Here is a 13,461-nt window from a genome sequence, read left to right as displayed (position 1 = left end):
TGGAATCAGACGAGAGGTTTAGGCTCGTGCTGTTCTTCCTCGGCATGCGCAGCGTGCTCGACAGCGCGCGGTGCTTGCTCGGCCACAGGGGCCGCTTCTTCCACTGCAGGTTCGGCCACTGGTGCCGGTGCAGTCTCTTCGGCTGGCGCAGGGGCGGCCTCGACCACCTCTGGCGCTTCTACCGGAGCAGGCTCGGCGGTCACCACGGCTTCAGCCGGAGCAGCAGCGGCAGCCAGCTCGGCTTCCTTCTGCAGGCGCTCGGCTTCACGCTTGCGGCGACGCACTTCGCGTGGGTCGTTCGGTGCACGGCCATTGCTGGTCAGGGTGCTGACCGGCGCGGCTTCAGCTTCGACAGCGGGTGCGGGCTCTTCGGCCACCACCGGTGCTGCAACCGGAGCCGGCTCTTCAACCTGGGCAGGCTGCTGGGCCGCTACAGGCTCTTCAACCACCAATGCTGGCTCGGCAACCGGGGCTGGCGCAGGGGCTTCCTGAACCGGCTCGATGGCCTTTTCTTCAACCACTGGCGCCTGGGCTACAGGTTCTGCTGCCGGTTGTTCGGCAACCACAGGCTGGGCTTCGACAACCACGGCCGGTTCGGCAGCCACTTCAACCTGAGCCTGCACTTCAGCCACTGGAGCCACTTCCACTGCAGGAACCACTGGGGCTTCTACCGGCGTGGTGGCTTCAACCACTGGGGCTTCCGGAGCCTTGTCTTCTACAGCGGCAGTCGCACGTTCGGCTTGCTGGTGAGCTTCGGCTTCAGCGTTGGCGCTGATGGCGGTGCTGGCAACCGCGGCAGTTACCGCAAGGCCGGCAGCCAGATCGGCGCTGCTTGGCTCTTCGGCGTTTTCTTCCGAGCCTTCGATCACATTGCCGTTGGCATCACGTTGACGCTCGCGACGGTTGCTGCGACGACGCTGGCCGCGGGAGCGACGACGTGGACGTTCGCCTTCGGCGTTGTCCTGGCCGTCTTCCTGCAGTTGCTCTTCGTTCGGCAGCGCTTCTTCTTCGCTGGCGGCAGCGGCTTGAGCCTGTTCGGCACGTGGTTGGCGCTCTTCACGTGGCGCACGTGGCTGGCGCTCTTCGCGAGGCTGGCGCGCCGGACGTTCTTCGGCAACAACGGCGGCGGTAGCAGCGGCTGCAGCTGGAGCGGCGTCCAGAGGCTCACGCAGTTCACGCACGCGTTCTTCACGCTCGCCACGTGGCTTGCGCTCTTCACGCGGGGCGCGTGGCTGGCGTTCTTCGCGCGGTGCACGGGGTGCGCGTTCTTCGCGGGCTACCGCTTGAACTTCTTCACGGGCTTCGCGAACTTCGCGTGGCTGACGCTCTTCCCGTGGTGCGCGTTCTTCTCGCGGAGCACGTTCTTCGCGCGGCTTGCGCTCTTCATCGCGGCGACCGTTACGGTTGCGGCTCTGCTGGCGGCCATTGCGACGCTGTTCTTCGTTGCTGCGAGCAGGGCGCTCGGTCACTGGCTTCTCGACCACGACCGGTGCGGCTGGCTCTTCCTTGGTAGCGAACAGGCTGACCAGGGACTTCACCAGGCCTTTGAACAGGCTTGGTTCGGCCACTGGAGCCGGTGCAGCTACAGGGGCAGCGACGACTTCGGTCGGAACCGGAGCGTTGGCGCGGGCCGGGGCCGTCTTCACTGCCGCTTCCTGGCGAACCAGGGTGCGGGTGGCGGCGGTTGGCTGGACTTCTTCGGCTTCGGCGGCGGCCGCTGCGATTTCGTAGCTGGACTGGTTGGTGTTGGCTTCCGGGCTGTCATCACGCAGGCGCTGAACTTCGAAGTGTGGCGTTTCGAGGTGATCGTTCGGCAGGATGACGATGCGGGCACGGGTGCGCAGTTCGATCTTGGTGATCGAGTTGCGTTTTTCGTTGAGCAGGAAAGCGGCGACCGGAATCGGCACTTGGGCGCGAACTTCGGCGGTGCGGTCTTTCAGGGCTTCTTCTTCGATCAGGCGCAGGATCGCCAGGGACAGCGACTCGACATCACGGATGATGCCGGTGCCGTTGCAGCGCGGGCAGACGATGCCGCTGCTTTCGCCCAGGGATGGACGCAGGCGCTGACGGGACATTTCCAGCAGGCCGAAGCGCGAGATGCGGCCGATCTGCACGCGAGCGCGGTCGGCTTCCAGGCATTCGCGGACTTTTTCTTCCACGGCACGCTGGTTCTTGGCCGGGGTCATGTCGATGAAGTCGATGACGATCAGGCCGCCGATGTCACGCAGGCGCAGTTGGCGAGCGATTTCTTCCGCTGCTTCCAGGTTGGTCTGCAGGGCGGTTTCTTCGATGTCGCTGCCTTTGGTGGCGCGGGCCGAGTTGATGTCGATGGACACCAGGGCTTCGGTCGGATCGATGACGATGGAGCCGCCGGAAGGCAGTTCGACCACGCGCTGGAAAGCGGTCTCGATCTGGCTTTCGATCTGGAAACGGTTGAACAGCGGCACGCTGTCTTCGTACAGCTTGATCTTGCTGGCGTACTGCGGCATCACCTGGCGGATGAAGGTCAGGGCTTCGTCCTGGGCTTCAACACTGTCGATCAGCACTTCGCCGATGTCCTGGCGCAGGTAGTCGCGGATCGCGCGGATGATCACGTTGCTTTCCTGGTAGATCAGGAATGGCGCGGAACGATCCAGGGACGCTTCCTTGATGGCGGTCCAGAGTTGCAGCAGGTAGTCGAGGTCCCACTGCATCTCTTCGCTGCTGCGGCCCAGGCCGGCAGTGCGCACGATCAGGCCCATGTCGGCGGGTGCCACCAGGCCGTTCAGCGCTTCACGCAGTTCGTTGCGCTCTTCGCCTTCGATGCGGCGGGAGATACCGCCGGCACGCGGGTTGTTCGGCATCAGTACCAGGTAACGGCCGGCGAGGCTGATGAAGGTGGTCAGGGCGGCGCCCTTGTTGCCACGCTCTTCTTTCTCGACCTGGACGATGACTTCCTGGCCTTCGCTCAGGACGTCCTTGATGTTGACGCGGCCTTCGGGGGCTTTCTTGAAGTATTCGCGGGAGATTTCTTTGAGGGGCAGGAAGCCGTGGCGCTCAGAGCCGAAATCGACAAAGGCAGCCTCGAGGCTTGGTTCGATGCGAGTGATGCGGCCTTTATAGATGTTGGCCTTTTTCTGCTCGCGGGCTCCGGACTCGATGTCCAGGTCGTAGAGGCGCTGGCCGTCTACCAGAGCAACACGCAACTCTTCGGGTTGAGTTGCGTTAATCAGCATTCTTTTCATGTAGTACCGTCGGTTTCCGGGCTGCCGGAAACGGCGTTCGGCACACACGACTTCTCACGGTCGGTGTCAGGTGCGTCAGGAGTGGTTGACCACTCGAGTGTCTAGCGAGGTTCGTCCGGGTAACTAAGAACGAAGTCGCGACTTACGCGTCCTGCTTGCTGTGGTGACTAAGGCACCGCTTAAGCAAAAGTCTGTCAGGAGGAGGAATCAACCGGCGACTGTGGACGAGATGAAGCGTCTTGATAAAGCCTAATGCTACACAGTCCGACGGTTGTGCATCTCCACCCTACACGTATCCCTGATAATTCGGGTGCTGCCGCGCGCAGAATCCGCAGCGGGTTGGCATTTACCGTGAACTCCGAAAGGGGAGGTCACGCATCATGGCTAAAGGCGTTGTTTCCGCAACTTTCGCTCGGGATCGTTTGTCGCTGACTGCACTTTGTGAACTGGCCGTTAATCGCTGCGTAAAAGGCGAGTAGTCACTCTGCTTTCTACGGGTTTCAGGCCTCATGTCACCTGCGCTTGTTACAACGCCGAACTCTTCCGTTAGATAGTGAAAACTGCGTAGGACGGCCTTGCGTCCTTATGAATTGCGTTGGTCAGGGCCGGCTGTTTGCCGCTGTTCCTCTGCCCAGCCGCTTTTGGCGGCGTTCGCGACTATAGCAGCAATCATTAAGTGCTTCAAATCCATAAAAAATTGTTATCATTCGCGCCATGACGACTACTGCCCCCTCGACTCCAGGCGTTCAATTGCTTGAGGTCTCGCCGGAATATGCCGGCCAACGTATTGATAACTTCCTTCTCGCCCGGCTCAAAGGCGTGCCCAAGACCTTGATTTACCGTATTTTGCGTAAAGGCGAAGTGCGAGTGAACAAGGGGCGGATCAAGCCCGAGTACAAGCTGCAAGCGGGTGATGTGGTGCGCGTGCCTCCCGTGCGGGTGCCCGAGCGCGACGAGCCGGTGCCGCTGGCTCAAGGGTTGCTGCAGCGCCTGGAAGCCTCGATCGTCTTCGAAGACAAGGCCCTGATTGTGATCAACAAGCCTGCCGGGATTGCCGTGCATGGCGGCAGCGGCTTGAATTTCGGGGTGATCGAAGCCTTTCGTCAGTTGCGCCCGGACGCCAAGGAGCTGGAGCTGGTGCATCGCCTCGATCGGGACACCTCCGGCCTGCTGATGATCGCGAAAAAACGCAGCATGCTGCGTCATCTGCATGCCGCGCTGCGGGGCGATGGCGTGGACAAGCGCTACATGGCGCTGGTCCGTGGCCATTGGGCCACGGCGGTGAAGCAGGTGCGTGCGCCGCTGCTCAAGAGCAACCTGCGCTCCGGCGAGCGCATGGTGGAGGTCAACGAAGAGGGCAAGGAGGCCTTGACCGTGTTCAAGGTGCTGCGCCGCTTCGGTGATTTCGCCACCATGGTCGAGGCCAAGCCGGTGACCGGGCGTACTCACCAGATTCGTGTGCACACCCTGCATGCCGGGCACTGCATTGCCGGTGACAGCAAGTACGGCGATGACGATTTCACTCGCGAGATCCGTGAGCTGGGCGGCAAGCGCCTGTTTCTCCATGCCTATATGTTGACGGTGCCGCTGCCCGATGGCGGCGAGCTGAAATTGCAGGCCCCGGTGGATGAGATGTGGGCCAAGACCGTGGAGCGCCTGAGTGCACCCTGATTACAAACTGCTGATCTTCGACTGGGACGGCACTCTGGCCGATTCCATTGGTCGGATTGTCGAGTCGATGCACGCATCTGCTGATCGTTCCGGCTTTCCTCGCCGCGATGACTACGCCGTCAAGGGCATTATCGGTCTGGGATTGCCAGAGGCGATTCGCACACTGTATCCGGAAATAGATGATGGGCAGTTGGTAGCCTTTCGTCAGCATTATGCGGATCACTACATTGCCCTCGAGGCCGAGCCTTCGCCTCTGTTTGCTGGTGTGGTGCAGTCTCTCGACGCCTTTCGGGATGAGGGATATCAGCTGGCTGTCGCCACCGGCAAGGCCCGGCGAGGGCTGGATCGAGTGTTGAAGGCCCATGGTTGGGAAGGGTATTTCGATATCACCCGGGCGGCCGACGAAACCGCCAGCAAGCCTCATCCGTTGATGCTGGAGGAAATCCTTGCTCATTGCGGGGTTGGGCCGCGGCAGGCTTTGATGGTTGGCGATTCGTCCTTTGATCTGTTGATGGCGCGCAATGCCGGAATGGATTCGGTGGCCGTGAGCTACGGTGCTCAGTCCATCGAGGCCTTGCAGGCATTCGAGCCGCGCTTGTCCATCGACCGTTTTCCTCAATTGCACGCCTGGCTGAGCCAGGGTGCCGATTAAGTTTTTGCTGGGGTAGCAGGCATGACCGACGAATGGAAGGCGCCGAGCAAGGCGGGCGCTGAAGGTGGTGATGATAAAAGCTGGAAACTGCTGGAGAAGACGCTGTTGGCCGGTGTCCAGGAGCAGCGTCGCTCGCGGCGCTGGGGCATTTTCTTCAAGCTGTTGACCTTTGTTTACCTGTTCGCGGCGCTGGCGTTGTTCACGCCGCTGATGACCATGGAAAAGAATGCCACTCGTGGCGGTAGCTACACCGCGGTGATCGATGTCACGGGGGTGATTGCCGACAAGGAATCGGCCAGTGCTGACAATATTGTCGGCAGCCTGCGTACTGCGTTCGATGATCCCAAGGTCAAGGGCATTGTGCTGCGTATCAACAGCCCTGGCGGCAGCCCGGTGCAGTCCGGCTACGTCTATGACGAGATCCGTCGTCTGCGGGCTTTGCACAAGGACACCAAGGTCTACGCGGTGATCTCGGATCTCGGGGCGTCGGGTGCTTACTACATCGCCAGCGCTGCTGACGAGATTTATGCCGACAAGGCGAGCCTGGTGGGTTCCATTGGTGTGACGGCGGCCGGCTACGGCTTTGTCGGTACCATGGAGAAGCTGGGGGTTGAGCGTCGCACCTATACCTCGGGCGAGCACAAGTCGTTCCTGGATCCGTTCCAGCCGCAAAAGCCTGAAGAGACCCAGTTCTGGCAGGGCGTGCTGGACACCACTCATCGCCAGTTCATTGCCAGCGTCAAGCAGGGCCGTGGCGATCGCCTGAAGGACAAGGAGCATCCGGAGCTGTTCTCCGGCCTGGTGTGGTCGGGCGAGCAGGCGCTGCAATTGGGGTTGATCGATGGCCTGGGCAATACCAGTTCGGTGGCGCGGGATGTGATTGGCGAGAAAGAGGTGGTGGACTTTACCGTCCAGGAATCGCCATTTGATCGCTTCTCGAAGAAGCTCGGTGCCAGCGTGGCAGAGCAGATCGCCATGTGGATGGGCTTTCAGGGCCCAACCTTGCGCTGATCGGGTGTTGCTCAATAAAAAGCCGGCTTGAGTGCCGGCTTTTTTATGGCGGCTCAGGGTGTCTCTACGCCCTCGGTCAGCAGCATGTCCACGAGGCGGATCAGTGGCAGGCCTATAAGGCTGGTGGCGTCGCTGCCGGCGGTGCTCTGGAACAGGCTGACCCCCAGGCCTTCGGCCTTGAAGCTGCCGGCGCAATCATAGGGCTGTTCGGCGTGCAGGTAGCGTTCGATGCGGGTGCTGTCCAGGGTGCGCATGTTGACCGTGAACGGGACGCAGTCGACCTGGCAGTGGCCGGTCTGGCTGTTGAGCAGGGCCAGGCCGGTGAGGAAGGTCACACTGGCGCCGCTGGCGTCCAGCAGTTGCTGGCGGGCTTTTTCGAAGGTATGGGGTTTGCCGATGATGCGCTCGCCGAGCACCGCGACCTGGTCGGAACCGATGATCAGGTGTGCTGGATGGCTGCTTGCCAGGGCGCGCGCCTTTTCCTCGGCCAGGCGTTTCACCAGGGCCGTGGCAGGCTCTCCGGGACGATGGCTTTCGTCGATGTCAGGAGAGCTGCAGGTGAAGGGCAGGCGCAGGCGGGACAGCAATTCCCGGCGGTAGGCCGAGCTTGAGGCGAGTAATAAAGGCAGCATGTGCGTCTCCTGAGGCAGGCCGGGAATTCTAGCGAGGCTTGCAAGTGACGGACAGGGCTGAATTTCCTTTGACATGGCCTGGGGCATCCCTATAATGCTGCGCCTATGTTGAATGACCCGATTCCACCTCACGTTGACCCGCGCAAATTGGCTGACCGTGGCACCACCCTTCAAGGTGAACTGCTGCTGGCCGATTTGGAGAGACTCTGCGACCCGCTTTCCGACAATGTCGGTACGGTGCAGGCTAAATTCGTTTTCGAGCGTGACGAGCGTAAAGCTGTAGTTATCCACAGCTCCATCGACGTCGAAGTCAAAATGGTTTGCCAGCGTTGTCTTGAGCTGGTCACCCTGCCGATCCACAGTGAGTGCAGTTACGCTGTGGTGAAGGAGGGTGCGAATACCCAGTCGTTGCCGAAAGGTTATGACGTGCTGGAACTGGGCGAAGATCCTTTGGATCTGCAGGCGTTGGTCGAGGAAGAGCTTTTGCTTGCCTTGCCAATCGTGCCTGCTCATCATCCGGAAGAATGCCAGCAGCCGGCGGGGCTCGATGAGCCCGAACCGAGCGAGGACGAGGTAACGCGGTCCAACCCGTTCAGTGTATTGGCGCAGTTAAAGCGTGACCCAAACGTTTAGGAGTTAATCAATTATGGCTGTTCAGCAGAACAAAAAATCCCGCTCTGCCCGTGACATGCGTCGTTCCCACGATGCTCTCGAGGCTAGCACCCTGTCCGTAGAAAAGACCACCGGTGAAGTTCACCTGCGTCACCACGTATCGCCAGAAGGCGTATACCGTGGTCGTAAAGTGATCGACAAGGGCGCTGACGAGTAATCCTTGTCCGCTCAAGTCATCGCGATTGACGCAATGGGCGGGGACTTCGGTCCCCGCAGCATTGTTCAGGCGAGTATTGCTTGTCTGTCTGCTACCCCCTCGCTGCACCTGACCCTGGTTGGTCAACCCTCCCTTCTTGAAGAACTGATTTCCGGTCAAACGGCTGTGGATCGCGCGCGCCTGACGATTACCCCTGCAAGCGAGGTGATCACCATGGACGAAAAGCCTTCCCAGGCCCTGCGGGGCAAGCCGGACTCTTCGATGCGGGTGGCCCTTGAGCTGTTGCGCGATGAGAAGGTCCAGGCCTGCGTCAGTGCCGGTAATACCGGTGCGCTGATGGCGCTGTCGCGTTATGTGCTGAAAACCCTGCCCGGAATCGATCGGCCGGCGATGGTGGCTGCCATCCCTACTCAGCGTGGCTATTGCCAATTGCTGGATCTGGGAGCCAACGTCGATTGCAGTGCCGAGCACCTGTTGCAGTTCGCCATCATGGGCTCGGTTGCGGCGGAAACCCTGGGCATCGTGCGGCCGCGGGTGGCCTTGCTGAATATCGGCACCGAGGACATCAAGGGCAACCAGCAGGTCAAGCTGGCGGCGAGCTTGCTGCAGCAGGCCCGCGGCCTCAACTACATCGGTTTCGTCGAGGGCGATGGGTTGTATCGGGGCGAGGCGGACGTGGTGGTATGCGACGGTTTTGTCGGCAACATCCTGCTCAAGTCCAGCGAGGGGCTGGCGACCATGATCGCCGCTCGTATAGAAGCCTTGTTCAGGCAGAATCTGCTGTCCCGGGCTGTTGGGGCGCTGGCCTTGCCGCTGATGCGCAGGCTGCAGGCGGATCTGGCGCCGGCGCGGCACAATGGTGCGAGTTTCCTCGGCTTGCAGGGGATCGTGGTGAAAAGCCATGGTTCTGCAGGCGTTCAAGGTTTCCAGAGTGCCATTCAGCGGGCGTTGATCGAGATCCAGGAAGACCTGCCGCGCCGCTTGCATGGGCGTCTTGAAGACTTGTTGCTTTAGGCGTTTTCCCTGTGGAGTGCTTAAATGTGACCGCTCAGTTCAATTGGCCATCCAACTGTCAGTTTCTTGCGTCCACCACGGTGTGACGTCAATTCTCCGACGACAAGATCATTAGGGGCTTGTTACATGTCTGCATCCCTCGCATTCGTCTTTCCAGGACAGGGCTCGCAGTCCCTCGGCATGTTGGCCGAGCTGGGCGCGCAGTACCCGCTGATCCTCGATACGTTCAAAGAAGCCTCCGATGCTCTGGGCTACGACCTCTGGGCTCTGACCCAGGAAGGTCCTGCAGAGCAGCTCAATCAAACCGACAAGACCCAGCCGGCCATCCTCACCGCGTCCATCGCCCTGTGGCGTGTATGGCTGGCCGAAGGTGGCGCGCGCCCGGCTTTCGTCGCCGGTCACAGCCTGGGTGAATACAGTGCCCTGGTCGCCGCTGGCAGCCTGACCCTGGGTGAAGCGGCCAAGCTGGTCGAGCGTCGTGGCCAGTTGATGCAGGAAGCCGTGCCGGCAGGGCAGGGCGGCATGGCTGCAATTCTCGGCCTGGAAGATGCCGATGTGGTCGCCGCCTGTGCTGAAGCCGCGCAGGGTGAGGTGGTCAGCGCCGTGAACTACAACTCCCCTGGCCAGGTGGTGATCGCCGGAGCCAAGGCGGCTGTGGATCGCGCCATTGAGGGCTGCAAGGCGCGGGGCGCCAAGCGCGCCATGCCGCTGCCGGTCAGCGTGCCTTCCCACTGTGAGCTGATGCGCCCGGCCGCCGAGCGTTTTGCCGAGTCGATCGCTGCGATCAACTGGCAGGCACCGCAGATTCCATTGGTACAGAACGTCAGTGCCGCTGTGGCCGCCGACCTGGACACCCTCAAGCGCGACCTGCTGGAGCAGTTGTACAAGCCGGTGCGTTGGGTCGAGTCGGTCCAGACTCTGGCAGCCAATGGCGCCACCGAGCTGGTCGAGTGCGGCCCGGGCAAGGTCCTGGCCGGCCTCAACAAGCGCTGCGCCGAAGGCGTGTCGACCTCTAACCTGAACACCCCAGATGCTTTCGCTGCCGCCCGTGCAGCGTTGGCCTGAACTAGGAGAAGCTTGCATGAGTCTGCAAGGTAAAGTTGCACTGGTGACCGGCGCCAGCCGTGGTATCGGCCAGGCCATCGCGCTTGAGCTGGGGCGTATGGGCGCCACCGTGGTGGGTACCGCCACGTCCGCTTCGGGTGCCGAGCGCATTGCTGCCACCCTCAAGGAAAATGGCATCCAGGGCGCCGGCCTTGAGCTGAACGTTACCAGTGACGAGTCCGTGGCTGCAGTCCTGGCCAGCATCACCGAGCAGTTCGGTGCGCCGGCGATCCTGGTGAACAACGCCGGGATCACTCGCGACAACCTGATGATGCGCATGAAAGATGACGAATGGTACGACGTGGTCGATACCAACCTGAACAGCCTGTATCGCCTGTCCAAGGGCGTTCTGCGTGGCATGACCAAGGCTCGTTGGGGTCGAATTATCAGTATTGGCTCGGTTGTGGGTGCCATGGGCAACGCAGGCCAAGTAAACTACGCGGCCGCCAAGGCCGGTCTCGAAGGTTTCAGCCGTGCCCTGGCCCGTGAAGTGGGTTCGCGGTCGATCACGGTGAACTCGGTTGCTCCAGGTTTTATCGACACCGATATGACCCGCGAACTGCCGGAAGCGCAGCGTGAAGCGCTGCTGACGCAAATTCCGCTGGGTCGTCTGGGCCAGGCTCAAGAGATCGCGCAAGTGGTCGCTTTTCTGGCATCCGACGGTGCGGCATACGTTACTGGGGCTACAATCCCGGTCAACGGCGGGATGTATATGTGAGTCAAATGTGACGGATTGCTTCAAAAAAATGTCATACGAGCTGTCTAAAATCCGTTATAAAGCTGCAATCAATTTATAGGCAGATGGCCAAAGGGTTTGAGGGACAAAGCTTTCAGTTGAAAAGCTGAAAAGCCTTTCTATACACTTACCCACTGGCCAGCTGCCTGAATTTGTCCATTAGGAGTGAAAACAAGGTATGAGCACCATCGAAGAGCGCGTCAAGAAAATCGTTGCTGAGCAACTGGGCGTTAAAGAAGAAGAAGTTGTTAACACCGCTTCCTTCGTTGAAGACCTGGGTGCCGACTCCCTTGACACCGTTGAGCTGGTGATGGCTCTGGAAGAGGAATTCGAGACCGAAATCCCTGACGAAGAAGCTGAAAAGATCACTACCGTTCAAGCAGCTATCGACTACGTTACCAGCCACCAGGCTTAATCGTTTGTAGTCGTCTTTTGCTGTCATGGAAAAACCGCACTGCCGTTACGGCGTGCGGTTTTTTCTTTAGGCCTGATACAAAGTGTCGTCATTAGAAAAAGGAGAGTGCTGTGTCGCGTAGACGCGTCGTAGTCACCGGTATGGGTATGTTGTCGCCACTGGGTACGGATGTGCCAAGCAGCTGGCAGGGCATTCTGGCTGGCCAAAGTGGCATCGGTCTGATCGAACACACCGACCTTTCTGCCTATTCCACCCGTTTTGGCGGCTCGGTAAAGGGCTTCAATGTCGAGGAATACCTGTCGGTCAAAGAGGCCCGCAAACTCGACCTGTTCATTCAATACGGCCTGGCAGCCGGTTTCCAGGCGGTACGCAACGCCGGTCTGGAAGTCACCGATGCCAACCGTGAACGCATCGGCGTGGCCATGGGCTCGGGTATTGGCGGTTTGACCAATATCGAGGAAACCAGCCGCATCCTGCACGATTCCGGCCCACGACGGATTTCTCCGTTCTTCGTGCCTGGCTCGATCATCAACATGATTTCCGGTTTCCTGTCCATCCACTTGGGCGCCCAGGGGCCGAACTACGCCATTTCCACTGCGTGCACCACCGGTACCCACTGCATCGGCATGGCTGCGCGCAACATCGCCTACGGCGAAGCCGACGTGATGATCGCCGGCGGTGCTGAAATGGCTGCCTGTGGCCTGGGCATGGGCGGCTTCGGCGCGTCCCGTGCACTGTCGACCCGCAACGACGAGCCGACCCGCGCCAGCCGTCCCTGGGACAAGGGGCGTGATGGCTTCGTCCTGTCCGACGGCGCCGGCGCACTGGTTCTGGAAGAGCTGGAGCACGCCAAGGCTCGTGGGGCCACCATCTATGCGGAGCTGATCGGCTTCGGCATGAGCGGTGACGCCTATCACATGACGTCGCCTCCCGCCGATGGTGCCGGTGCTGCGCGCTGCATCGCCAATGCCCTGCGCGACGCCAAGCTCAACGTGGACCAGGTGCAGTACATCAACGCCCATGGCACTTCGACTCCGGCCGGCGACCTGGCCGAGGCCGAAGCGATCAAGAGCGTGTTCGGCGATCACGCCTACAAGCTGGCGGTCAGTTCCACCAAGTCCATGACGGGTCACCTGCTGGGTGCCGCGGGGGCGATCGAGGCGATCTTCAGTGTGCTGGCAATCAACAGCCAGGCCGCGCCGCCCACCATCAACCTGGATGAGCCGGATGAAGGCTGTGACCTCGATTTCGTGCCGCACACCGCGCGCAGCATGGACATCGACGTAGTGCTGTCCAACTCCTTCGGTTTTGGTGGCACCAACGGCTCCCTGGTGTTCCGCCGGTTCTCCGAGTGATGCACAGCTGGGTCGACGGTCAGCCGGCTGACGCACTGTCGCTCAAGGACCGCGGCCTGGCTTACGGTGATGGTCTGTTCGAGACCATTGCCGTCAAATCCGGGCGCCCGCAGCTGCTGGAGCGGCATCTGCAGCGTCTGGCCGAAGGATGCCGGCGCCTGGCGCTGACGGCGGATCAAGCCCTGATCCGCAGTGAGCTGCAGGCTTATGCGGCGGCTTTGGGGGAGGGTGTGCTCAAGCTGATCCTGACCCGGGGCGACAGCCAGCGCGGCTATGCCGCCGATCCTGCAACCGCTGCACGGCGGATTCTCCAGGGCTCCGCATTGCCGGTGTATCCCCTGGCCCATGCCGAGCAAGGCATTCGTCTGTTTCCCTGTACCACGCGCCTGGCCGAGCAGCCGCTGCTGGCCGGCCTCAAGCACCTCAATCGTCTGGAGCAGGTTCTGGCTCGTGCCGAGTGGCGTGATGCCGAGCATGCCGAAGGCTTGATGCGAGATACCTCTGGGCGAGTTATCGAAGGCGTGTTCAGCAACCTGTTCCTGGTCAGCCAGGGGCGGCTGCTGACGGCTGACCTGAGTCGCTGCGGCGTGGCCGGGGTGATGCGCGCTGAAATATTGTTTCAGGCCGAGTCATTGGGCATCCCCGCGCAAGTCGGGGATATCAGTCTCGATCAACTGCAACAGGCTGATGAAGTCTTTGTCTGCAACAGTGTCTATGGCGTCTGGCCAGTGCTTGGCTGTGCCGGGATGAGCTGGTCGGCGGGTGCGCTCACCCGTAAACTGCAGGGCATTACCCGCGCACTACTGGATGCTTGATTC

The 13,461-nt window shown here is 61.0% G+C and carries 13 protein-coding genes; 11 read left to right on the top strand and 2 right to left on the bottom strand.

Annotation, left to right across the window (positions count from 1 at the left end; genetic code table 11):
- Window positions 1-5: 5 nt before the first annotated feature.
- The gene (gene rne / locus AC1RMG_RS28035) at window positions 6-3,224 is read right to left on the bottom strand and encodes a ribonuclease E (RefSeq protein ID WP_493170781.1); all 3,219 of its coding nucleotides are present in this window, start codon (window positions 3,222-3,224) and stop codon (window positions 6-8) included.
- A gap of 714 nt (window positions 3,225-3,938) precedes the next feature.
- Here rne and rluC point away from each other — a divergent pair.
- The 3 genes from rluC to sppA are packed head-to-tail and all read left to right on the top strand — an operon-like array spanning window position 3,939 to window position 6,558.
- Window positions 3,939-4,895 (top strand): 23S rRNA pseudouridine(955/2504/2580) synthase RluC, encoded by a 957-nt coding sequence (gene rluC, locus AC1RMG_RS28030; protein ID WP_011060111.1) that lies wholly within the window; start codon window positions 3,939-3,941, stop codon window positions 4,893-4,895.
- The gene (locus AC1RMG_RS28025) at window positions 4,885-5,547 is read left to right on the top strand and encodes an HAD-IA family hydrolase (protein ID WP_047284721.1); all 663 of its coding nucleotides are present in this window, start codon (window positions 4,885-4,887) and stop codon (window positions 5,545-5,547) included. The genes rluC and AC1RMG_RS28025 overlap by 11 nt, the downstream gene beginning before the upstream one ends.
- Window positions 5,548-5,568: 21 nt before the next feature.
- The gene (gene sppA, locus AC1RMG_RS28020) at window positions 5,569-6,558 is read left to right on the top strand and encodes a signal peptide peptidase SppA (RefSeq protein WP_368994754.1); all 990 of its coding nucleotides are present in this window, start codon (window positions 5,569-5,571) and stop codon (window positions 6,556-6,558) included.
- Between the two features lie 53 nt (window positions 6,559-6,611).
- Here sppA and AC1RMG_RS28015 read toward each other — a convergent pair whose 3' ends face one another.
- The gene (locus AC1RMG_RS28015; RefSeq protein WP_053157011.1) at window positions 6,612-7,190 is read right to left on the bottom strand and encodes a Maf family protein; all 579 of its coding nucleotides are present in this window, start codon (window positions 7,188-7,190) and stop codon (window positions 6,612-6,614) included.
- Between the two features lie 105 nt (window positions 7,191-7,295).
- Between AC1RMG_RS28015 and AC1RMG_RS28010 the strand changes: the two genes are divergently transcribed.
- The 8 genes from AC1RMG_RS28010 to pabC all read left to right on the top strand — a co-directional run bounded on the left by AC1RMG_RS28010 (window position 7,296) and on the right by pabC (window position 13,458).
- Window positions 7,296-7,823 (top strand): YceD family protein, encoded by a 528-nt coding sequence (locus AC1RMG_RS28010; RefSeq protein WP_011060115.1) that lies wholly within the window; start codon window positions 7,296-7,298, stop codon window positions 7,821-7,823.
- 13 nt (window positions 7,824-7,836) lie between these two features.
- Complete coding sequence (rpmF, locus tag AC1RMG_RS28005) at window positions 7,837-8,019, top strand: 50S ribosomal protein L32 (RefSeq protein ID WP_003179396.1); 183 nt, start codon at window positions 7,837-7,839, stop codon at window positions 8,017-8,019.
- A 3-nt stretch (window positions 8,020-8,022) separates the two neighbouring features.
- Entirely contained in the window at window positions 8,023-9,033 is a 1,011-nt protein-coding gene (plsX, locus tag AC1RMG_RS28000; RefSeq protein WP_072451636.1) for a phosphate acyltransferase PlsX, read from the top strand.
- Window positions 9,034-9,159: 126 nt separating this feature from the next.
- On the top strand, window positions 9,160-10,098 hold the full coding sequence (fabD, locus tag AC1RMG_RS27995; protein ID WP_493170778.1) for an ACP S-malonyltransferase: 939 nt from the start codon (window positions 9,160-9,162) through the stop codon (window positions 10,096-10,098).
- Between the two features lie 16 nt (window positions 10,099-10,114).
- On the top strand, window positions 10,115-10,855 hold the full coding sequence (gene fabG, locus AC1RMG_RS27990; protein ID WP_232644436.1) for a 3-oxoacyl-ACP reductase FabG: 741 nt from the start codon (window positions 10,115-10,117) through the stop codon (window positions 10,853-10,855).
- A gap of 196 nt (window positions 10,856-11,051) precedes the next feature.
- On the top strand, window positions 11,052-11,288 hold the full coding sequence (gene acpP / locus AC1RMG_RS27985) for an acyl carrier protein (protein ID WP_003175607.1): 237 nt from the start codon (window positions 11,052-11,054) through the stop codon (window positions 11,286-11,288).
- Window positions 11,289-11,398: 110 nt separating this feature from the next.
- Window positions 11,399-12,643, top strand: a complete 1,245-nt coding sequence (gene fabF, locus AC1RMG_RS27980) for a beta-ketoacyl-ACP synthase II (RefSeq protein WP_011060119.1) — start codon at window positions 11,399-11,401, stop codon at window positions 12,641-12,643.
- Complete coding sequence (gene pabC, locus AC1RMG_RS27975; RefSeq protein WP_053149865.1) at window positions 12,643-13,458, top strand: aminodeoxychorismate lyase; 816 nt, start codon at window positions 12,643-12,645, stop codon at window positions 13,456-13,458. The genes fabF and pabC overlap by 1 nt, the downstream gene beginning before the upstream one ends.
- The last annotated feature ends 3 nt before the right edge of the window (window positions 13,459-13,461 follow it).

Source organism: Pseudomonas sp. GW822-FHT04H02, from assembly GCF_058800645.1.
This window is presented reverse-complemented; position numbering and strand designations above follow the sequence as displayed.